The organism is Rhodococcus sp. ACT016 (assembly GCF_050477185.1).
Lineage (GTDB): Bacteria > Actinomycetota > Actinomycetes > Mycobacteriales > Mycobacteriaceae > Prescottella.
Window position 1 is genome coordinate 4,265,154 of the sequence record NZ_JBEAET010000001.1, and the last position, 23,231, is coordinate 4,288,384.

At 67.1% G+C, this 23,231-nt stretch carries 4 protein-coding genes; 3 read left to right on the forward strand and 1 reads right to left on the reverse strand.

The genetic code is table 11. The features are described 5' to 3' along the window. Nucleotides 1–53: 53 nt before the first annotated feature. Nucleotides 54–19,043 carry an amino acid adenylation domain-containing protein gene (locus ACQ5DX_RS19680; protein ID WP_430334165.1) on the reverse strand — a complete coding sequence of 6,330 codons (18,990 nt, stop codon included), beginning with the start codon at nt 19,041–19,043 and terminating at the stop codon, nt 54–56. An 86-nt stretch (nt 19,044–19,129) separates the two neighbouring features. Between ACQ5DX_RS19680 and ACQ5DX_RS19685 the strand changes: the two genes are divergently transcribed. From ACQ5DX_RS19685 to ACQ5DX_RS19695, 3 genes are all read left to right on the forward strand, one after another. After that, complete coding sequence (locus ACQ5DX_RS19685; RefSeq protein ID WP_430334166.1) at nt 19,130–20,863, forward strand: DUF4012 domain-containing protein; 1,734 nt, start codon at nt 19,130–19,132, stop codon at nt 20,861–20,863. A gap of 427 nt (nt 20,864–21,290) precedes the next feature. Continuing rightward, nucleotides 21,291–22,316 (forward strand): O-antigen ligase family protein, encoded by a 1,026-nt coding sequence (locus tag ACQ5DX_RS19690; protein ID WP_430334167.1) that lies wholly within the window; start codon nt 21,291–21,293, stop codon nt 22,314–22,316. Nucleotides 22,317–22,343: 27 nt separating this feature from the next. Next, on the forward strand, nt 22,344–23,222 hold the full coding sequence (locus tag ACQ5DX_RS19695) for a glycosyltransferase family 2 protein (protein ID WP_430334168.1): 879 nt from the start codon (nt 22,344–22,346) through the stop codon (nt 23,220–23,222). Nucleotides 23,223–23,231: the final 9 nt, after the last annotated feature.

The window sequence follows — 23,231 nt, forward strand, 5'->3', positions numbered from 1 at the left end:
CCCCGTCCTGTTTTCGGTACAACGCTCTCGAATACCCTATGCGCGAGTTCGTATCACGGCTCACCTTCGTACTGCTCGGCGAGAATTCGTGCGATGTGTCGAAGCCGAGCAGGGTTGCCCATCTCCGAGTGCAGGCACGGCACGGATTTCTCGTGTATCTGTCCGGTGACATGGCGCTGCCACAGGCCCGGCAGAGCATGCCGCCCGTCAGGCTCACCCGCCGCCGTGAACAACACGGCATCTCCGTCGAACACGCCCGGACGGTGTTGTCGTGCCGCGGCTTCCAGCCGCTCACCGGTCTCCATGACGCGACGCACCGCATCCCGATCGAGACCCTCGAAGTCGTCCGGGCTGCCGGCGGGTGGGGCCGGGAAGTTCGGGACCGCATCAGGAGGAAGCGAGTCGAGCAACGCCAGCGTGGCCACCTCGGCACCAGCCTCCCGCAGTTGAACGGCCATCTCGTGGGCGATGTTGCCACCCAACGACCAGCCGAGCAGGTGGTACGGCCCATCGGGCTGCACCGACCGCACCTGCTCGACGTAGCGGCGCGCCAGTGTGGCCAAACTCGACGCAGGCTCACCTGTCGCCTGCAGTCCGTACAGCGGCCGATCACGCAGAACGTCGGCGAGACCTGCGTAGCACCAAGCCAACCCGCTGACCGGGTGCACGCAGAACAGCGGAGCACCGTGTGGCTCGTTGGGAGCGTTCAATCGGACGAGAGTCGCGAGCGGATCCGATCGAGTTCCGCCGACGTGGATGTGCCGGGCTACTCCCGCAACAGTGGGATCCGCGAAGAGTTCCGAGAGGACGACGTCGTAGCCATACTCGTCACGCAGCCTCGTCACCAGCCGGATCGCTGCCATCGACGTTCCGCCGAGTTCGAAGAAGCTTCGGTCGCGGGGCACGCCGGTGCACCCGATGACCGCGCCCATCACGGCGGCCACGTTCTGTTCGGTGGGCCCCTGCGGGGCAACGCCCTCGACACCTCGGTCGTCGTATGCAGGTTCCGGCAGGGCGCTCCGGTCGACCTTGCCGCCGACAGATCGGGGAATTCGCTCGATGACGGTGATGCTCGCCGGCACGTGGTGCGGCGGCAGCGCCCGTGCGATCCTCAGTCGCAGATCTCCCGGGTCCAGGTCGGTGCCCGGCGCCGGGACCACGTACGACGCCAGGACCGTCTCACCAGTCGAACGGCGGAGCGGGACCGTCACGGCTGCAGTCACCGATTCCTCCGCCGAGAGCACACGGTCGATTCCAGCGGGTTCCACTCGCACGCCGTGGATCTGGATCTGATCATCGGTGCGGCCGATGTACTCGAGATGACCGTCGGCACAGAGGCGCACGAGGTCGCCGGTCCGGTAGACGCGGGTACCCGGTTCTCCCCACGGGTCTGCGACGAAGCGACTCGCGGTCGTGCCCGCGATGCCGTGGTAACCACGCGCCAGTCCCCGGCCTCCGACGTACAGCTCACCGGTCGTTCCGACCGGCACGGGACGCAGTCGCGCGTCCAGGATGCGCAGGCAGGTGCCGCCGATCGGCGTTCCGATGTGGACCCGTCCGTCGCCGAGAATTCCGCTGCACGTCACGCCGACAGTGCACTCTGTCGGTCCGTAGCCGTTGTGTACGCGGTGACGGGCCCAGGCCCGCGCCAACGACCTCGGTAGCGCCTCACCCGCCGAGACGACGGTCAGCACGCGTGTGAACTCGGCCGGGTCCAGCGTACCGAGCACCGTCGGCGTCAGGTTCAGGTGCGTGATCGCCTCGTTCTCCACGACCGTCTGCAGATCCGTTCCCGCGAAAGCGAACTCGGGTGCACACACGAGTGTCGCACCGTGGGCATGGGCCGCCAGCAGTTCGAAAACAGACGCATCGAACGTCGGGGATGCAGCTTGGAGGACAACCGATTCGTGGTTGATGCCGATCCGGCGGGCCTGCAGGTCGACCAGCGCCGACAGCCCGTCGTGGGTCACTTCGACGCCCTTCGGGTCCCCCGTAGTGCCGGACGTGTAGAGCAGGTACGCGAGAGCACCGGATGTCGTGGTGGCGGCGTCCTCGAGCAGGCGGCGTCGACGCTCGTCGGAGTGAGCCGGGTCGATCGGGACCCATGCCGCACCGAGCCGGGTGATCGCCCAGACGTCGACCACCCAGTCCGGTCCACGTACGGCATCGACTGGCACGAAATCGCCGGCGCGGACGCCGCTGTCCCGCAATTGCGCCGCGCGATGTGCAGCGGCGGCGTCGAGTTCCGCGTACGTCCATCGGCGGGTACCCGAACGGAGTGCGACTCGATCCGGGAACCGGCGCACCGACTCCCCGAGAATCTCCGTCAGGGTCCGACCATGCGGTGCCGAATCGCCGTCGATGATCGAAGTGGGAACGGAGAGAACGAGATCGCCCACCGCAGTAGGTGCGTCCGATACCGCCCCGGCGAGCAGATCCACCCACGCATTCAGGATCGTCTCGGCGGTGCGGGTGTCGAACAGATCGAGGGCGTGCACCAGTCGCACCGCGATTCCGGACCCGTCCTCGGATTCGGTGGTGTCCCACACGAGGTCGAACTGCGTCGAGGGCGCACCCTCGATGAGGTCGTCGATCTCGCAGTCGCCCAGTGCAGGCAGGAGCGGCGCCGCTGTCGAGTGCGCGAGCAGAACCTGGAACACCGGGTGGTGTCCCGCGGCGCGGGCGGGTGCCACGCGCGCGACGACGTCGTCGAACGGTACGTCCGCGTGCGCGAAGGCTCCGAGGTCCACGTCCCGAACACGGCGAACGAGGTCCGCGAACGATTGCTCGAGGTCCACTGGGGTCCGCAGAGCAAGCGTTCCGACGAACATTCCGGCGAGTGAAGCCAACCGGGCGTCGGACCGTCCGCTGACGACTGTCCCCACGGTGATGTCGGTTCGGTCGCTCAACCGAGCAAGCAGTGCGGCCAACGCGGCGTGCAGGACCATGAACACGGTGACGCCGTGGGTGCGGGCGAAATCGACCACGCCCGCGTGCAACTCGGAACCGATCCTTGTGTGTACCGCCCCTCCCCGATGTGTCGAGGCTGTCGGCCGAGGGCGATCGAACGGCAACGTCATCGGCGCCAGTGGCAGGTCGGCGAGTGTCGTCTCCCAGTACGCCAGCTGCCGGCCGCCGATGCTGTCGGGATCCGAGATGTCCCCGAGCAGACACGTCTGCCAGTGGGCGAAGTCGCCGTACCGCAACGGAAGCGGTTCCCAGTTCGGCGGCCCGCCCTCGAGGCGAGCCGCGTACGCACGCTCCAGGTCATTGAACAGGGGAGCCATCGAGGCACCGTCGAGAGCGATGTGGTGCACCGCCATCACGAGCACCCACTCGTCGTCCACGTGGTCACTGCAGCGGTGGAGACCGACCCGCACCGGAGGATGCTCGACCAGGTCGAGGGAGCGGTCGATCAGTGCGCGGACACGACGCATCACCTGGTCCATGGGCGCCGGCTCCATCACACGGTCGACCGTGAACCGGTCGGCGTCCAGGATCCGTTGACTGCGCTCGTCCGGGTAGATGGTTCGAAGCGCCTCATGCCGATCGACGACGTCTCGCAGAGCGGCGGTGAGCGCATCGGCGTCGAGGAACCCCCTCAGCCGCAATATGATCGGCATCGTGTAACCACTGGGGTCCGCCTGATGCAGCATCCAGAGTCGCCGCTGGGCGGGAGCCATCGGGACGGGGCCGACCGTTCCAGCGACCAGACGCGGGCGGGTGCCGACGTCGGGGGTGTCCAGTGCGCTCGCGAGCGTCGCCAGCGTCGCGGACTCGAGAACGGCGCGCGGTGACACGTCACGGTGCACCGCCCCCGACAGCCGGGCCGCCACTTCGACCGCGCCGAGGGAGTGCCCGCCCAGCGCGAAGAACCCTGCGTCGACGTCGACGTCGTGACCGAGCACGTCCCGCACGACGGCGGTCACCAACACCTCCGTCGCAGTCAGTGGACGGAGCGAAGACGTCGCTGCGAGGTCGTCCGCCAACGCCGACAGAGCGACGAAGTCAAGCTTCCCGTTCGCCGTGACCGGCAGACTCATGAGCACGTGCAGCCGCGAGGGAATCAGCGTCGGAGGAAGGTCACCGGCGAGCTCACTGAACACTGCGCCGCTGTCGATCCCACTGCCGGCAACGAACGCGACGAGCGTGTCACCCCTGGGTACCACCGCGGCATGCCGGACGCCCCGGCAGCGCGTGAGCGCCGCCTCGATGCGGCCCGGTTCCACTCTGACGCCGCGGATCTTGACCTGACGGTCGGTGCGCCCCAGGAACAGCATTCGACCGTCACCGCGAACCTGCACCAGATCTCCGGTGCGGTACATGCGCCCGTCGCCGCACACCGACGCGACGAAGTGCTCCGCGGTCGCCGCAGGCGCGCCGAGGTATCCACGGGCGAGACCGTCACCGGCCAGATACAGCTCGCCGACTCCCCCGACCGGGACCGGCCGGAGTCGCCCGTCCAGAACCACCGCCGACGTTCCGGCTATCGGGGTGCCGATTCCGCCCTGTCCGTCGACCTCGACGAGTGTCGCCGCAATGGTGGATTCGGTGGGACCGTACGCGTCCAGCATCCTGCGACCGGTCCGCCATCGCTCTGCGATCTCGGGCGGGAGGGCCTCACCGCCGCTCGCAACGACCCGCAGCTCGTCGAGGCCGTCGGAACTCAGTGTCGCGAGCACCGACGGGGTTGAGAGGAAATGGGTCACCCGTTGGCCGCGCAGCAGGTCGTGCAGCGCGGGGCCCGCGAACACGTCGGGTGGCGCTATCACCAGCGTCGCCCCCGACGTGTGTGCCAGCAGCACCTCGAGCAGCGCGGCATCGAACGCCGCGTTGTATCCGTGCAGTACCCGATCTCCCGGGCCGACGCGGTACCGCGCACGAGCCTCCGCGGCCAGGGCAGCCAGACCGCGGTGCGTGACCGCCACCTGCTTGGGTTCACCGGAGGACCCCGAGGTGGCGATCACGTACGCGAGCGAGTCGACCGAATCGTGTACTCCGGAGCCAGCTCCGCCGATGCGCGACTCGGTTCCGAACGCCGCACCGGTCTTGGTCACGGCCCACAGCATGCGGAGTCGGCCGAGGGACCGAACCGGGTCGACCACCACCACGTCCTCGGCGCCGACGCCCTGCTCCTCGATCAACTTCCTGGCCAGCTCGTCGGACTGTCGATCGAGTTCGCTATAGGTCACCGTGTCGGGTCCGTCGACGACGGCCACTCGGTCCGGGTGCGCCGCGGCGGCACCGCGCAACATGGCGGCCAGTGTCCGCGGTGCATGCGGCGGACCGCCGCGGACCACGTCGGTGACCGCGATCGACAGGTCCTGCACCACGAGGTCGGGGTGAAGGACGACGTCGGCCAGCGCGTCGGCGAACTGGCCCGCGAGGAGCCGCGCCGTCTCGTCGTCGAACTGGGCGGTGTCGTAGATCAGCGTTCCTTCCAGATTTCCTGTTTCGCCGTGCGACAGCGAGAAGTGAAGATCGAACTTCACCGTTTGTTCCCGGAGCTCGAGTGCCGTGATCTCGAGGTCGCCGATCCGCGCGCGTGGGGGCGTAAAGTCCTGAAACGCGAGCGCCACCTGCGGCATTCGAGCGCCCACCGCCGCGAGCACGTCCTCGACGGGCACGGTGGACCCATCCAGGGCAGCGACGTCGAAGTCGCGAACCTGGGCGAGTAGCCCGGTGAGCGGCATGTCCGGCGCGACTCGGGCGCGCAGCACGACAGTGTCGACGAACAGGCCGACCAGGGGGCCGAGCTGGGAGTGTCTGCGTCCGGACACAACGGCCGCGATCCCGATGTCGCCTCGGCCGGTCAGCCGCGACAGGACCGCCGAGAGAACGGCGTGGACGACCATGAACTCGGTCGCCTGGTGGGCGGCCGCGACATCCGTCAATGCCTGCGCCACAGTCGCGCCGAGTGTGAACTCGACGTACCCGGGGGCGTTCCGATCCCCTTCGGGCACCGGTGTGGACGGAAGAACCGCGGGATCGAAGTCATCGAGTTCGCGTTGCCAGAATCCCAGGGCCGCCGCATCCGTGTCGCGGTCGCGCTCCCACAACGCGAAGTCGGAATACTGAAGCGGCAGAGGATCCCAACGCGGTGCTTCGCCTGCGGCGCGTGCACGGTAGGCCGTGGTCAGATCGCCGAGCAACACGGCGACGGACGCGCCATCGGCGGCCAGGTGATCAACGGTGACGTCGAGCAGGTGTGTACCGGCGCCGTCGGCGCGAAGATCGACAGTCAGTGCCCCCGTCGTCGTGCGCGCGGTGTCGTCGAGCAGGCGCCCAATCTGGTCGGCGGGCCGAACGATCGCGTGGGGTCCCAGGTCGTCAGTCGAGTACTCGGTTCGGAGAATCTCATGTCGCACGACGACGTCGACCAACGCGGCGTCCAGCGCGGCCACGTCGAGCGGCCCGCGGAGGATCACCCGGGCGGGCACCTGGTACTCGTCCCCGTGACCGATGCGGCGCTGCGCCCACATCCGGCTCTGCGCGCGGGTCAACGGAATCCGTCCCTCGCGCGCTGTCGCAACAGGACCAACGTCGACGTCCGCCAGCTCACCGGCGTCCAGGATCGCAGCGAGGCGGGCGGCAGTCGGCTCCTCGAACAACAGTCGTAGCGGCACGTCCGACCCGGTGCGTGCCCGCAGTCGCGCGACGACCGTGGTCGCGAGCAGCGAATCTCCGCCCGCGGCGAAGAAGTCGTCCGTGCGGCCGACGGGCACACCCAGCGCCGCAGAGAACACGCCGGCGACGAGTTTCTCCGTCCCGGTGACAGGCTCCGGGCTCGATTCGAGGGAGGGCGCGGGCAGTCGCTCGGCGTCGACCTTTCCGTTGGGAGTCATCGGGATCTGCTCGAGACCGACGATCGACGTCGGGACCATGTAGTTCGGCAGCGCCGCCGCCAGACCCCGACGAAGCTCAGTCGAATCGAGCCCGGCGGGCGTGACGTACGAGACGAGCACGGCTGCACCGGTCGAAACTCGGTGCACGACGGTGGTCGAGTGCGCTACCCCGGCGAGTCCCGCAAGCACAGCGTCGATCTCGGCCGGCTCGATCCGGATGCCACGGATCTTGACTTGGTCGTCGTTGCGTCCTTGGAAGTCAAGGACCTGTCCGGTCGGGCTCTCGACCCACCGCGCCAGGTCTCCGGTGCGGTACCAGCGCCGCCCAGACTCTCCGGCAACGAATCTCGTCGCGGTGAGCACGGGCGCGCCCGCGTAGCCCGCAGCGATCCGATCTCCGGCCAGGTACAACTCCCCCGTGACCCCGGGTGGGACCGGCCGTAGCCGCTCGTCGAGCACCACCACATCAATCCCTCGGGCGGGCTTGCCGATGACGCCGCGGCAAGTGGGTTCGAGTGGGCCGGCGAACGTGGCGAACACCGTCGACTCGGCGGGGCCGTAGCCGTTGAACAGGCGGCACCGCCCACCCCACCGCCGCACCAACTCCGGCGGAACGCGTTCGCCACCGAGCATCAGCACCTCGAGGTGTGGAAGATCGCGTGGTCCCACGGTTGCAAGCACTGACGGCGTCACGCAGGCGTGGGTGATGGCCTGTCGATCGATCAGACCGGCGAGTTCCTCGCCGCCGTACGCGTCGGCCGGCGCAATCACCAATCGAGCGCCCACGGCACCGGCCGTCAGCACCTCCAGCAGTGCCGCATCGAATCCGGGTGAGGCCACGTGGAGGATCCGCGACGTGGGGCCCGCCGCGAATACCTCACTCAGGTCCGAGGCCAGCGGACCGAGTCCCCGAGGGGTCAGGACGACCGCTTTGGGTCGTCCGGTCGTACCCGATGTGAACACGACGTAGGCAGGCTGATCGACACCCACCTCAGGTTGCGGAACGTGGCCGTTGCCGGAGGACGTCGCATCGATCCAGCGGGTCGCGGCCGGTAGTTCCCCAGATCGATCGGCGGCGGTGACGCCTATCTGCGCCCCGGACGCATCGAGCATCGCGGTCACCCGGGCGCCCGGATGCGACGGGTCGATCATCACGGGAGCGGCACCTGTCCGGGCGATGGCCCACACCGCGACGACCGACTCGATCGACCTCGGCAGCACACACGCCACCGGCACACCGGGTCCGGCTCCGTGAACGTGCAACTCCCGTGCCAATCCCTCGGCGCGGACGAGCAACTCGGGATACGTCACGACGTGGTCGCCCGCCACGAGCGCGGGGCCGTCACCGGCGATCCGGGCTCCAGCCGAGAGCAACGACCACAGGGTCGCCGGCCCAGTGGCGCCTCCCGACGCCGGGACGAGCCCCGATCGCTCGCTGCCCGACAGCAGGTCGACGTCCCCGACCAACGCGCCGGGATCGCCTGCCACGGCACCCACGAACGCGACGAAGCGCGCCGCGAACGCCTCGACCGTCGCGTGATCGTAGAGGTCACTGCGGTAGGCGAACTCGAGTTCGAGGTCGGACGGCGTCTCGGTGACCGTAAGTTGCATATCGAACTGGAGGGCGTCCACGGCTGCGGGCTCCGCGGTGACCGCGAGGCCAGGAAGATCGATTCGCATCTCGTTGGGGTGCCGCATCGACAGCGCCACCTGGAACAACGGATGATGCGACGAATCCCGCACCGGAGCGAGCTTCTCGACGATGCTCTCGAACGGGCTGTCCGCGTGAGCGAAGGCCGCGACGTCCCGGGCCCGCACCCGTTCTAGGAAGCCCGCAAAGGACTGGCCGGGATCGACTTCCGTCCGGAGCACCAGCGTGGATGCGAACATTCCGACCACGTCGTCGAAGTCCGGGTTTCCGCGTCCGGCCACCGCCGTGCCGATCACGATGTCCTGCAAACCGTTGTGGCGGTGCAGAACTGAGGCAAGCGCGGCATGCATCACCATGAAGCTCGTCGCCCGATGCCCACGGGCCGTCTCCGCGACTCGCTCCGCGCATTCCGCGCCCAACGACATTCGGACTGCGGCCGCGTGTGTGGAGAGCGAACCGCTGCGTGGACGATCGACCGGAAGGGAGCACTGCTCCGGGATGCCGGCGAGCGTCGTCACCCAGTACGAGAGGTCCGAATCCGGCACCTCCTGCTGCCAGGCCGCATAGTCGATGTACTCGACAGCTGCGGCACCCAACCGTGGTTGTGCCCCTTCGACTCTGGCTCGGTAGGCCTGTTCCAGGTCGCGGAGCATCGGGGCCAGCGACCATTCGTCGGACGCGATGTGGTGGATGACGACGGCGAGGGTGTGGTTCACGGCACCGGTCCGGAAGAGCCTCACCCGAATCGGCGGCGCCGACTCCAGGTCGAAGGGCAGTGCCGCGAACGCCTCGACATGCCCGGAGAGGGAACCGGAAGGCACGACGACCGGGTCGAGATCGATTTCGGGGGCGTCGACAACTCGCTGGACGGGACCATCGATCCCGTTGATGTACACCGTCCTGAGCACCTGATGCCGCTCGAAGACATCACGCAGTGCGCGCCGAAGAGCCGTCTCTGACAGCTCGCCCCGGAGGTGCAGCACGAACGGCAGGTTGTAGGCACCGAACTCAGGGGTGAGGTGCTGGAGGAACCACATGCGACGCTGTGCCGGGGACAGCGGACCCTCGACCCGTGCAGGGGTCGAGGGCCGGGGACCGCTCCGGAGCGTGCCAACGCCCAGCCGCTCCTCCGCGATGCGCGCGAGCTCGGCCACGCCGGCGGCCTCGAACACGTCCCGAACCCCGATGTCCGCTCCGGTGATCGCCGCGAGACGGCCCGCCAGCCTTGCTGCCTGCAAGGAGTTCCCGCCGAGATCGAAGAAGTCGTCGTCACGCCCCACCTGGTGGTCGGCGCCGAGCAGTTCGCGGTACACCTCGGCAACCAGATCCTCGAACGGCCGACCAGGCACGGCAATCTGGTCGGTGCGCCCCTCGAACTCCGATTCCGCGGGAAGCGCTGTGTGGTCGAGTTTGCCGTTGGCGGACATCGGCAGTGCCCCTACCGGGACCACTGCGGCGGGCACCATGTAGTCGGGCAGGGAACGGCGAATCGCGCGCATTACGGCTCGTGGTTCGGGCGGCGTCTCGGCTCCGACGACGAAAGCGACGATCCGGTCGTCCCGGACGACCACCGCGGAGTCTGCAATTCCCGGAATCCGGCCGAGTGCCGCGCGAACCTCACCAGGTTCGAGCCGGTGACCTCGGATCTGGAGCTGCGAATCCGACCTGCCGTGGAACTCGAGGGTCCCGTCGTTACGCAGACGCGCAAGATCGCCTGTGCGATAACGTACCCCGCCGCCCTGCGCAGCAACGAATCGTCCTGCAGTCAATCCCCGTTGCCTGCGGTAGCCACGGGCGACCTGCGTGCCGGCGATGTAGATCTCCCCGACCACACCCCGCGGCACCGGACGGAGCGCGCGGTCGAGCAACTCGACCCGCAGACCGGGCAGCGGAACTCCGATCACGCTGCGACCGTCGGGCGCGGAGTCTACTTCGGCCCACGTGGCGTGGACGGTGGTCTCGGTGATGCCGAACATGTTGATCGCCCGGATGTCGGGGTGCCTGCGCAGCCAGCCCCGGACCCCGTCGACTTCCAGAGCCTCGCCGCCGAAGATCAACAGGCGCAGCGCCAGTTCAGCGGGATCGTCCTCGACCTCCACGAGCTGGCCGAACGCTGTCGGTGTCTGGTTGAGGACAGTCACCCGTTCGCGAACGAGGAGCGCACGGAACTCGCGCGGGCTACGGGCCACGAGATGGTCCACCACGACGATGCGGCCACCGGTGGTGAGGGGTCCCCACATCTCCCATACCGAGAAGTCGAAGGCGGGAGAGTGGAACATCGTCCAGACGTCCGTCGGGCCGAAGCCGAATCCGGCGTACGAATTCGCCAGTAGGGCCAGTACGTTCGCATGCGAAACCGCCACGCCCTTGGGGCTTCCGGTCGAGCCGCTGGTGTAGATCACGTACGCGGTCTGGTCCGCGCGAATCGGTATGCTTGTCGTCTCGCATGGTTCGAGCTCTCCCCCGGCCGATTCGACCGTCATCGAGCGCACCGGGCTCTCGAATCCCGGTTCGCACAGAACCAGCTCCGCCCGCGCGTCGAGAATCAGGCGGCTCAGGCGATCGCCTGGCTGCATGAGATCGAGCGGCAGATACGCCGCCCCCGCCCGAACCACCGCCAACATCGCCACGATCAGATCCGACGAGCGGGGCAGTGCCACCGCGACAACGTCCTCCGCGCCCACTCGCGCGGCGACGAGCTTACGGGCGAGCTGGGCCGACCGGGCGTCGAGATCGGCGTAGGTGAGATGCTCGTCGCCGGCGACGACGGCCACGGCCTCGGGAAACTCGGCGGCTCGTTGGGCGAACAGCTCCCCCAGTGAGTTCGCGGCGATCGTGACCCCTGACGGGGCAACCATCCCGGCCTCGCGGAGCTCTGCACGGGAACCTGCGGGCGCGGCCGGCGACAGGTCGATCGCACCCGCATCGACTGTCGGATCGTCGGCTACTACCTCGAGAACTCGGAGCAACCACGACGCCCAGCGGACCACCGTCTCGTGATCGAACAGGTCACGAGCGTAGGTGACGGCTCCGTCGAGGCCGCCCGCTTCGGCCAGGCCCGACGCGCGTTCCCGAAGCGTCACTTCTATATCGAAACGCGACCGCCCACTGTGTAGTTCACGAGGTCGGACCTGCAGGCCCGGCAGTGACAGCACATCGGGAACGAAGCTCTCGTACGCAAGCATCACCTGGAAGAGCGGATGATGCGCGGTCGTGCGCCGAGGCATCAGGTCGGCGACGACGTCGTCGAACGGAAGCTCCGCGTGGGCGAAGGCTTCGAGATCGACGCGGCGGGTGTGGGCGAGCAGATCCACGAAGGACCGCCCCGGAGCTACCTCGGTACGAAGGACGACGGTGCCGACGAACATTCCGACCAGATCGTCGAGACAAGGGTCGGTGCGGCCGGATACCGGTGTCCCGATGCTCACGTCGTCGGAGCCCGCAAGCCTGCTCAACAGCGCGGACAGTGCCGCGTGGAGCACCATGAACAGCGTCGAATCGTATTCTCGGGCAATCTTCCGCAGCGCGGCATGCAGATCTGCCGGGATCGCGAAGCGCACGACCCCGGCCTCCGCGGAGACGCTGTCGGCATGTCGCCGTCGATCGGTCGGCAGTTCCAGCGGCGGCGTCCGTGCGTCGAGCGTCGCTCGCCAGTGCGAGAGATCGCGGTGTGCGCGGCTACCGGGACTCGTGGGGTCGCCGAGCATCGACCGGTGCCACCGCGCGTAATCGGTGAACTCCACCTCCAATGGCGTCCACTGCGGCGCTCGACCCGCGCGACGGGCCTCGAAGGCCTGCGCGAGGTCCCGGGAGAGCGGCCCGATGGAGAGCCCGTCCACGGCGATGTGATGGGCCACCACCGCCAGCGTATGACGGTCCGGCGCGGTGCGGTACAGCCGCAGACGCACCGGCACCTCGGCTGCGAGATCGAAGCCGCCCGAAGCCAGGGACTCCAACTCGGATTCGCACCCGTCAGGGCTCTCGACATACTCCGCGACCTTCACGGACGGCTGCACGACCTGTACGGCACCATCGCCGTTGTCCGGGAACACCGTACGCAGCGTTGCGTGCCGTTCCTGGACGTCGCGAAGAGCCTCGAACAGGGCACCGGTATCCAGGTCTCCCTCGATATCGAGCGCGAACGCAATGTTGTCGCTCCCCGAGCGATCCGTTCGATTCAACAGCCACATTCGCTGCTGGGCAGGTGACAGTGGAACCGGTTCGACCGGATTCGCCGCTTTCAGCTCCGGTCGCGCCCCTTCCTCGCGATCGGACAGCGCCGCCGCGAGGCGCGCGACCGTCGAGTGCTCGAAGACGTCTCGAACATCGACTCGCACGCCGAGAGCCACGCCGATCCTCGAGGAGAACCTGCTCGCCGAGAGCGAATCTCCACCGTTTGCGAAGAAATCGGTCTCACGGCTCACGCCCTCGACCGTGAGGACCTCTCTCATCACGCCACCGACGATCTCTTCGAGCGCGCCTCTGAACACCGATTCCGACGACGGGGCACCGGGGTGCGGCAACGCCGACCGATCGACCTTTCCGGCCGCGGTCAGCGGGACACTGCCGAGGACGTGAACGGGGCCCGGCACCATGTGGCGGGGCAGGCGGTCCATCGCGTACCGACGCAGCCGCTCGGTGTCGATGGGCGCGGAGCCGTGAACGTACGCGACGACGACTCCCTCGTGTACGACGACGACCGCCGTGTCGACGTGGTGGTGGGATGTCAGCACCGCTTCGATCTCGCCGAGTTCGACACGCATCCCACGAATCTGGATCTGGCGGTCGGCACGCCCGACGAACTCGAGTTGCCCGTCGCGGCGACGACGGACGAGGTCGCCGGTTCGGTACATCCGGCCCGGCCCGAACACCGAGGCGACGAAGCGTCCCGCAGTCTGCCCGGGCCGTCCGAGATAGCCACGGGCAAGCGCAGGACCGGCGAGGTACAACTCGCCGACCACACCCACCGCGACAGGGCGCAGTCTGCTGTCCAGCACCGCCGTTGTCATGCCGTCGATCGGACGCCCGATCGACACGACTCCACGGTCGTCGAGTGGACCAGCGATGGTCGCGACGACGGTGGCCTCGGTGGGACCGTACAGATTGAGCAGGGTGCGGCCCGGCGCCCAACGCGCAGCCAACTCCGACGTCCACGCTTCACCACCGAGTCCGAGCACGCGTAGACGGTCGAGCCCCTCCGGTACCACGCGGGTCGCGATCGCCGGAGTAGTGAACCAATGAGTGATCCGTTGCGCAGCGAGAATCTCGGCCAGTTCGTCGATACCGGAGGCGTCCGCCGGTGCCACGACCATTGTCGCCCCAGTGCCCAGCACCAGCAGGTACTCGAGGACCGAGGCGTCGAATATCGTTGACGCGCTGTGCAGAATCCGTGATTCCGTGGTCACACCGAACGCGCGCCCGAGGGCGGAGGCGAGCGGCAACAACCCCCGGTGCGTGACGACCACGCCCTTGGGCTCGCCGGTGGACCCGGACGTGTAGATCACGTACGCCGGATGGTCCGGACTCGGGAGCACGAACCGTGACGTGCCGTTCGCCGCCCGGTGGGCCGTGCGCGCGCTGGGATCGATCCTGATGATTCCCGGCGGCAGCGTGGCGGTTGGACCGGCCACGACGAAACGGGCGCCGACGTCGGTCAGGATCGCGGCAACCCGTTGCGAGGGCTGAGTCGGGTCCACCGGGACGAAGGCCGCACCGGTCTTTGCCACCGCCAGTACCGTGGTGAGCGAATCGGCCGACCGCGGCAGGAGGATTCCGACGAAGTCCTCCGGCCCGACGCCGAGATCACCGAGATATCCGGCCAGGCCGTCGGCCGCCTCGTGCACGTCGACGGGATCGCCGGCCGCGTCGCAGATTCGCGTTGGTTCGCGAATGATCTCCGGCAGGGTCGCGACGCCGGGGTGCTCCGGTCCACTGTCGATCGATCCGGAGGGGAGCAGATCGGCGATCCTGGCGGACGGGTCGACGACCACCGAATCGATTACGGCACGTAGCAACTCGGACCAGCCCAGAACCGTCTCACGATCCAGAGTGCTCGAGTCGTAGGTGAAGCGCAGATCCATTCCGGTGTCGGATGCGTCGCAGATTGCGATCTCGAGATCGAATCGTGCGTCCGTTCCGGTGAGTTCACGACCGTGGAAGGTCAGATTCGGCAGTACGACAACTGGGGCATCGAAGTTCTCGTGAGTGAGCACCGCTTGGAAAGGAATGCTCGCACCGAGGTGGTCCTGCACCACGTCGAACGGAGTTCCGCTGTGGACGAGCGCCTCGATGTCGTCCGCACGAACGGCATCGAGCAGTCTGTCGAAGGGTTCCCGCGGATCCACCCGTGCACGCAGCACGACAGTGCCGACGAACATTCCGACCAACGCATCCAGGGTGGGATCGTTGCGCCCCGAGTCGACCGTTGCGACGACCGTGTCGCAGGAGCCTGTAACGGCGGACAGGAACACCGCCACCGCTGCGTGCACGATCATGAAGATCGTGGCGTCGTGCTCCCGCGCGATCCGGTGGAGCGCGTTGCGCGCATCGGGTCCGAGAGCGAGAGTCACGCGTTCGGCGGAACCTGTATGCAGGCGGTGGGTCCGATCCAGGGGAAGCGCCGGAACATCCTCGGCACCGTCCAGTACCGAGGTCCAATAGGCAAGATCCTCGTCCTGGACCCCGGAGTCGAGCACCGCGTAGTGCCACTGTGCGTAGTCGTCGTACTCGACCCGCAGCGGGGACCACCGTGGAGCTTCGTCAGCCGACCGCGCCCGGTACGCGGACACGAGATCGTCCACGAGTGGGACGAATGACAGACCGTCGAGTGCGACGTGATGAGCCACGGCCACCAGGACATGGTGATCGTCGTCGAACCGCTGGAGTCTGAATCGGATCGGCGCATCCGACGACAGCGAGAACGCGAGGGAGGCGAATTCCACAGCATCACTGTTCGACTCGTCGACCGAACTGACGTCGATGACGGCCGGCGGAGTGAATGCATCGTCGATCGGCAAGACGATCCGCTGCGGTCCGTCGACACCGTCGCGGATCACAGTCCGCAGCGGGGAATGCCGGACCATTACGTCCCGCAGGGCCGAGACCAGCGCGCCCGCCGACAGTGTTCCGCGAAGTTCCACCGTGAACGGCAGGTGATAGGCGGTACTCCCGGGCCGAGTGTGGGAGTACAGCCACAGCCGCTTCTGTGCCGGTGCAACCTCGACAGACGACACTCCCCGACGAACGAGCGCAGGACGCTCGGCCACGCCGAGTAGCATTCCCGCCAACCCCGCCACGGTCCGCTGTTCGAACACGTCCTTGACCGTGATGCGACGCGCGGTGGCGGCCGAGATACGCGCAGCGAGCTGGGACGCGCCGAGCGAGTTCCCTCCGGCCTCGAAGAAGTCCGCAGTCGCCGCCCGCAGGACGATGCCGAGCACCTCGCCCATGGCATCGGCGATAATCGCCTCGAGCGGGCCGTGAACCGCACGCTGGCCGGCGTCGTCGAGGGGCGGCACGATCCCGGCCAGCACTGCCCGGTCGATCTTGCCGCTAGACGTCAGTGGCAGGGATTCGAGGATCACGATCCGTTCGGGGACGAGGTATCGAGGAAGCCGCTCGGCCAGCCACTCCCTCAGCTGCCTCGGGGACGGATACCCGCCGCACACGTACGACACCAATCGGCCGTCGACGAAGATCGTCGCGACGCCGTCCACGTCGGGGTGTTCCGCGAGCGCGGCCTCCACCTCTCCCGGCTCGACGCGGATGCCGCGGATCTGGATCTGATCGTCGGCCCGTCCCACGAACTCGAGCTGTGTGTCCGCGCCCCACCGGACCAGATCTCCTGTGCGGTACATCCTCCCGCTTCCGAATACGGAAGCGACGAACCGTTCGGCAGTCTGTCCCGGTCGGCCGCCGTAACCGCGCGCGAGCGACGGGCCGATGACGTAGAGCTCGCCCACGATTCCCGGCGGCACCACCCGCAGTCGGTCGTCCAGGACCACGAGTGCGGTGCCGTCGACAGGGTGCCCGATGGGGACCGACCTCGCCTCCGCGAGTCGTTCGGTATCCAGCGGCGTGCTCACAGCGGCCAACACAGTGGTCTCGGTGGGACCATAGGCGTTGACCATCGTCCGCTCCGCCGCCCACCGGCGCGCTACGGGAACCGGAAGTGCCTCACCACCGGCGTCGAGCATACGCAACTCCGGCAGACTCTCCGAGGAGGTAGCGGCGAGGACCGCGGGTGAGGAGACCACATGGGTAACAGACTCCGAGTACAGGAGCCTCGCGAGTGGCTCGCCTGCAAAGGTATTCGCGTCCGCCACAACCAGCACCGCACCCGAGTCCGCTGCCAGGAGAACCTCCTGGATAGCTGCGTCGAAGACCGGTGACGACATGTGGAGGACGCGAGAATCCGCTGTGGACCCGTATTGCCGCCGCAGCGTCGAGACCAGTCCGGCGATGCCCCGATGGGACACTACGACGGGCTTCGGTCGACCAGTCGACCCCGACGTGTGCACGATCCACGCCGGATTGTCCGGGCGCAACGGCCGCGTCCGATCGGCGTCCGTGACCGGAGCTGTGTCCCAACCTTCCGCATGGAGATCGATCCAGAATACGTTGTGCGGCAGCGAGAATCTCCCGTCGGCCACGGCGACTGCCACACCCTCGAGATGTTCCGCAAGTCGTAGCGGCGGCAGATCCGGGTCGATCGGTACGTAGGCGGCCCCGGTCTTCGCGACCGCCCACAGGGCGACGACGGAATCGAGGGATCGGGGAAGCACGACGGCCACCGCGGACTCGGGGCCGCATCCGAGGGAGATGAGCCGGCGGGCGAGGGCGGACGATCGGCTGTCGAGTTCTCGGTAAGTGAGTTCGGTAGTCCGGTGGCGCACCGCGACACCGTCACCACGGGCGTGGCGAGCCAGGACGTCCGGCAGTAGAGAGACATCGGCGTCGATCCGAGAGCCGTGAGCCGGAGCGACCTCCCTGTCCTCTCCGGGAAGTCCGATCGGCAGGTCGCTGACCCGACGGTGCGGCGAGGAATGGAAGGTCTCCAGGAAGGCGAGGAACCGCCGGTGGTGCAACCGCAGCGAGTCCTCCGTGTAGCGCGACGGATTGGCTTCGAGGTCGATGCGCGTTCCGCGAGCCACGGCCCCCGAGTACACCGTCAGAGACAGGTCGTCGACGGGACCGGTGGAGAGAATGTGCAGTTCCCCGACCACATCACCGAACGTCAGTTGCTGCGGGAACTGCATGATGTTGACGACCGGGCCGAAGACCCCGCCGACCCCCGTCCGAGCCTCCCGGTCGGGCATCGCCGCGAGCATCTCGTCGTACCGGAAGCGTTGGTGCCGCAGCGCTCCGGTCATCTCCAACTGCACACGGTGCACCAAGTCGGCAGCAGTGTCGTCGGATTCGATTTTCACCCGCAACGGAACCACGTTCGACATCGATCCCGCCGAGCGCCGCAGGACCGCCGTCGTACGTGCCGACACCGGAAGACTGAGTACGACGTCGTCCGTACTCGTCGCCCTGGCAATGTATGCGGCGAAGGCCGCCACGATGGCCGGCACCTCGGGCAGCGGCCCGGACCGCTGTTCGACGCGCGCGTTTACAAGGGCCTCCGGAAGCATCCCCAGCGACCGCCGTGCCGGCGTCGCGAGCGGGCCGACGCGGTCCGCGAGCGACACCGCCGCCGGTAGCGAGTCGAGCCGTGCACGCCAGTATTCACGGTCGACTTCCTCACGCCGACTACCCGAATAGGCTTCGACCACTCTCCACAGCTCTTCCACAGGGGCGCAATTGCTTTGCGGAGGTTCCACTCCGCTTACCGTCGCGGTGTAGAGCTCGGAGATGCGCTTCGTCAACACCTGTGCCGCCGAACCGTCCATCACAATGTGATGGGCGAAGCAATGCAGATAGTGCCGATCGTCATCGAGCCGGATCAGGGTCATCTCCGCAAGCCGGTCGACGAACGGGTCGATCGGTCGCGTAGTCCGTTCGGTCATCCACGCGATTGCCGCGCTGTGCGGGTCCTCGGCACCGCTGAGGTCGAGGAATCTGGGCGCATCATCCATGTCGAGGATTGGTGCCTGATGCGGCCGACCATCGACATCGACGAGAACGACCGCGCCGGACTCGATGTCGCGGGCCGCGCGATCACACGCCGCGAGAAACGCCTCCGGGTCGATCCGACCACGTAGATCCAGATACTGCGCGACCGTCAGCGCTGTATCAGGAGCAAGCTGTTGAGCGAACAGGAGCGCACTCTGTGACGGCGCGAGCGGAAACAAACGCAAGCGCGCAACACCCCCTTGTCCTCGACAGGTATCCCGACAGCCCCACCGGATGCGAATCTCGCACCTCGACAGAACCCACCCAACCCAACCTGCCTGAATCAGGTAGGAATAACTTACTGTGCGACTGCACCATTCACCACTTGAACACGTGATCAATTGCGAGTTCGGGTTAGCCTGCCCGAGGCACACCGACGAAGGGGGTCCATCGCGTGGAGCAGACCGAATCCGAAAACACACCCGCGACACCCGAAACCGAGTCGAACACCCCGGTTCGGACGCGACGGCGCAGAACCTCTCAACCTGCGGCAACGCGACGGAAGCGGCGCCGCCGCATGGCAATCGGCAGCGCCTGCGCGGCCGTGGCCGTAGGGGCTTTCGGGTGCTATCTCGCGTACGAGGCGTCCCAGGTGAAGTTGAACCTTGAACGAGCCGCGGACTTCGCAGCCATCACGAAAGATGCCCTACTGGTGGGTAACTCGGACGCTGCGACCCGGTCTGCCGCCGATGCGGACAGGTACGCGGGCCTGGCTCAGGACGCCACCCACTCGATCGGCTGGCGCGTGGCCGGCGCGATTCCGGGATTGGGCAACCCTTTCGCCACGACGCGGCAGATTTCCGACGTGGTTCGCGGTCTCACATCCGACGTTCTCCCGTCGGCTGTGCAGACCGGATCGGCGATGGCGCCCAATCAGTTGATCCTCGACGGTGCACGGATCAATCTTCAGGCTCTGCGTGAGGCCGCTCCGACCCTCTCGGACACAGCGATCACCGCGTCCGCATTGGCGGCGGACGCCATGAACATCGGCGGTACCTACCTCGGCCCGGTCGACGACGCCCGCCTGAAACTCCAGGAGCAGACGGCCGAACTGTCCACGCTCCTCACCAACGTCTCGACCGCAGCGGAGATCGCCCCGGCCATGCTCGGTGCCGACGGACCGCGCAGCTACTTCGTCGGCTTCCAGACCAACGCGGAGGCCCGCGGAACCGGCGGGTTGCTGGGCGGATTCGCCGAGATGCACGCGGCTGACGGAACTGTTCGGGTCGACGAGCTCGCCAGCAACCGAGAACTGTCGGTCCAGGGAAAGCAACCCCTCGACCTGGGCGCCGACTTCGAGCGGCAGTACGGGCACAGCCGCCCCACACAGGACTTCCGCAACAGCAATGTGAGTTCCCACTTCCCCTACGCCGCCCAGATCTGGCGCTCGCTGTGGGCCCAGGAATCCGGCGTGCAGGTCGACGGCGTGATCGGGACCGATCCCGTTGCGCTGAGTTACATACTCGATGCGATCGGACCGGTGACCATGCCCGACGGCGAGAAGGTCACGGCTCAAAATGTCGTGGAGCTGACGGAATCGACTGCATACTCGCGTTTCGCGGACAACAACACCGCCCGGAAGCGCTATCTCCAGACGGTGGCCTCCAAGGTGGTCGAACGTATGACAGGCAAGATCGCCAAACCTCAGGCTCTGCTGGAAGTACTCGGAAAGGCTGCGAACGAGGGGCGGATTGCGGTCTGGAGTTCCGTCCCTGCCGAGCAGGCGGTGCTCGCTCGAACAGCTCTCGGGCATACCGTCCCGGACGACGACGCGCCCTACGCCGGCGTAGTCGTGAACAACCTGGGCGGCAACAAACTCGACTACTACCTCGAACGCGGTATCGACTACACGGCCGACAGCTGTGCAGGCGACACCCGACAGTCCAGGGTCACCGTCCGTCTCACCAACAGCCTTCCGAACGGTGACTACACCCAGTACGTCGCAGGGATGTTCGACAACCCGATGGGAGCACCGGTCGGCACGAATCTCACCAACCTGTCCCTCGTCGCGACGCACGGCAGCAAGCTCGACAAGGTGACGGTCGACGGCAAACCCGCCTTCGCGTTCACAGGAGCGGAACTCGGACACCCGGTTTTCGACGTTCAAGTTCCCGTACATCAAGGGAAGAAAGTCGAAGTCGTGTTCGAGCTGACCGAGCCCTCCAGCTCCGGGGCGCCGCGGGTGCCCGTGCAGCCGCTGGTCGACGATGCCGTCGTCACAATGGACGTCCCAACATGCCACGCTCCCTGATGACTTCCGGAGCGGATCATCGAACCTCGACTCACAGGGACAGCGGACGTCGGCAGACCTACCAAACAGGCTGCGACCCTTCGCATAATCGGAGCATCGACGTCGTCTCCCGCCATGTGGCATTCGTCCGGGAGCGATACGATGCTCGAACGACGCGGCGTCGTCCGCGCTGCTCGAATCTGTCGGGGGATCCATGACAACAGCGACCGCAGACACCGTCACGCGCACTCGCGGCAAGACAACACCCGGTACGGCCCTTGGAGGTGCATTGTGGATCGCGATCATCGCGATCGTTCCGATCCACCGACTCCTGATGGTCTACGGAAGCGCCCAGCTGCCGTACCTGATTCTCACGGTGATCGTCGCGTGCGCCTTGCTCGGTCGAATGCGGATTCCGCCGGCCGCAGGCGTGTGGATCTTCGCACTCGTGTCGATCCCGCTGGCCTCTGTCATCGCCGGAAGTTCGTCGAGCGTTCTGTCGAGCACCTACGTAGGAATCAAACTCGGACTCCTGGTAGGCCTGACCCCGTTCATCATCCGTTACTATGCCGTTGAGCGTGAATCCTTCATGCGAAGCTCGATCGTCGGCTTCCTCACGGTTCAATCGATCTCCGCGGCGGTCGGCATCGTGCAGCTCACCGGCGCGTCCGTGGCAGGCCTTCGCGCCAACTCCGGCCGAGCAAACGGACTGGCCATCCATCCCAACGTGCTGGGTATCATGGCGGCCATCGCGATCCTTGTCGCCTTCGATCTCGTCCACAAGACCACGGGCAGAAACCGCACGCTCGCCTGGGCGGTGATCGTGCTCAACGTGGCCGCACTGATCGGCAGCGGCAGCCTGAGTTCGATGCTGTCCCTGGCTGCGGGCGCCGTCGTCCTCCTCGTTGCAACGCGTGCCACGACGAAGACCGTCCTCCGGGTATGCGCCGCCGTCGTGATGTGCAGCGCTCTGGCTCTTGCACTCGGCTACGACCCGAGCGTCGCGATCGATCCGGTCGAGGGCAGAGTGAACACCGTCCTCGGAGTGTCGAACGACGGTGTCGCATCCCTGTCGATTCGCGAGAGCACTTACAATTTCGCGATCGACCACATCCGGGCAGATCCCCTGATCGGTGTGGGCATGGATTCCATGCACGAAGGCACCTTCAATGGCCTGACTGTCGTGCACAACTACCTTCTACGATCGTGGTACCAGGGCGGAATCCTTCTCTTTGCCACGTTCGTGATCATCTCGGTCGCCATGCTCGGACTTGTAGGCCGGTCCCTCGCCACGTCTCGCAACGGACTTCAATCCGCCGTCATCGCCGCCGTCATCGCATTCGGCCTCACATCGGCCTTCTACGACCAGCAGCAGTATTGGCTTCCGCTGCTGTTCGCGGTCGCCGTCACGAACCTTCCCGCGGCGAGAACCGCTACATCAGAGAGCAATACAAGTCTCGCAACCTCCGAATAAATGGAACTCCAAGGAAGAAATCCGATCATGAGCGATATCCGCCCGCCGTCAGACCTCACTGTCATCATCCCGGCCTTCCGCGCCGAAAGCACGATCGAGCGGGCGGTCGGATCGGCACTCGCAGCCGGGGCCGGAACGGTGATCGTCGTCGACGACGGTTCCGACGACGACACGGGGGCCCGTGCCGAGTCCGCCGGTGCCGTCTGCATCCGCCAGGAGAACTCCGGGGCCGCGAAAGCACGCGCGAACGGTGCCGAGCATGCCACGAGCAAGTACTTGATCTTCCTCGACTCGGACGACGAGCTCATCTCCACTGCGGTGCAGCACTCGGTCCAGATCCTCGAGGAGAACCCCTCGCTCGCGGTTTCCGCCGGCACCGTAATCGGAGTGACCGACGGCGGAACGGAACGACCGTTCCCCGTCCGGTACAGTCCGGTGGACACGGAGTCGTTGCTGGTCAACGGATTCGGACCCTGGCCTCCGTGTGCTGCCGTGGTGCGACGCGAATCCTACGTCCAGTCGAAGTCCGCCCCGCCCGCCGCACTCACCCCGCGATTCGCGGAAGATTACGAACTCCTCATCCGACTGTCCCTCGTGGGTGGTATCGCCGTGCGAGACGAGGCGTCGTGCCGCTACAGCCTCGCCGGAGGGAAGTCCGTGCGGTCGGCAACTTCCGCCATCGAGGCGAAGGAGCAGATTCGGGATCACTATGCCCGTCACCTGGGCATCGAGATCGACCGCATGTCCGACCGACGGATCAGAATGGCCGCCTCCGCGCGGCGGGCGCGCGCAGAATGGGCGTCCGGGAACAGGGTGGCCACGGCAGCGCGGTTGGGTGAGTGGTTTCTCGCCGACCCGGTCTACGCAAGCCGAAAGCTGCTGTCCAAGCCCTGGTCTCGGAACTGATACGCCACG

What these genes read in the sequence shown, in the direction of transcription:
- ACQ5DX_RS19685 (WP_430334166.1), top strand. Translation starts at nt 19,130, where the DNA reads ATGGCAATCGGCAGCGCCTGCGCGGCCGTGGCCGTAGGGGCTTTCGGG.
- ACQ5DX_RS19695 (WP_430334168.1), top strand. Translation starts at nt 22,344, where the DNA reads ATGAGCGATATCCGCCCGCCGTCAGACCTCACTGTCATCATCCCGGCC.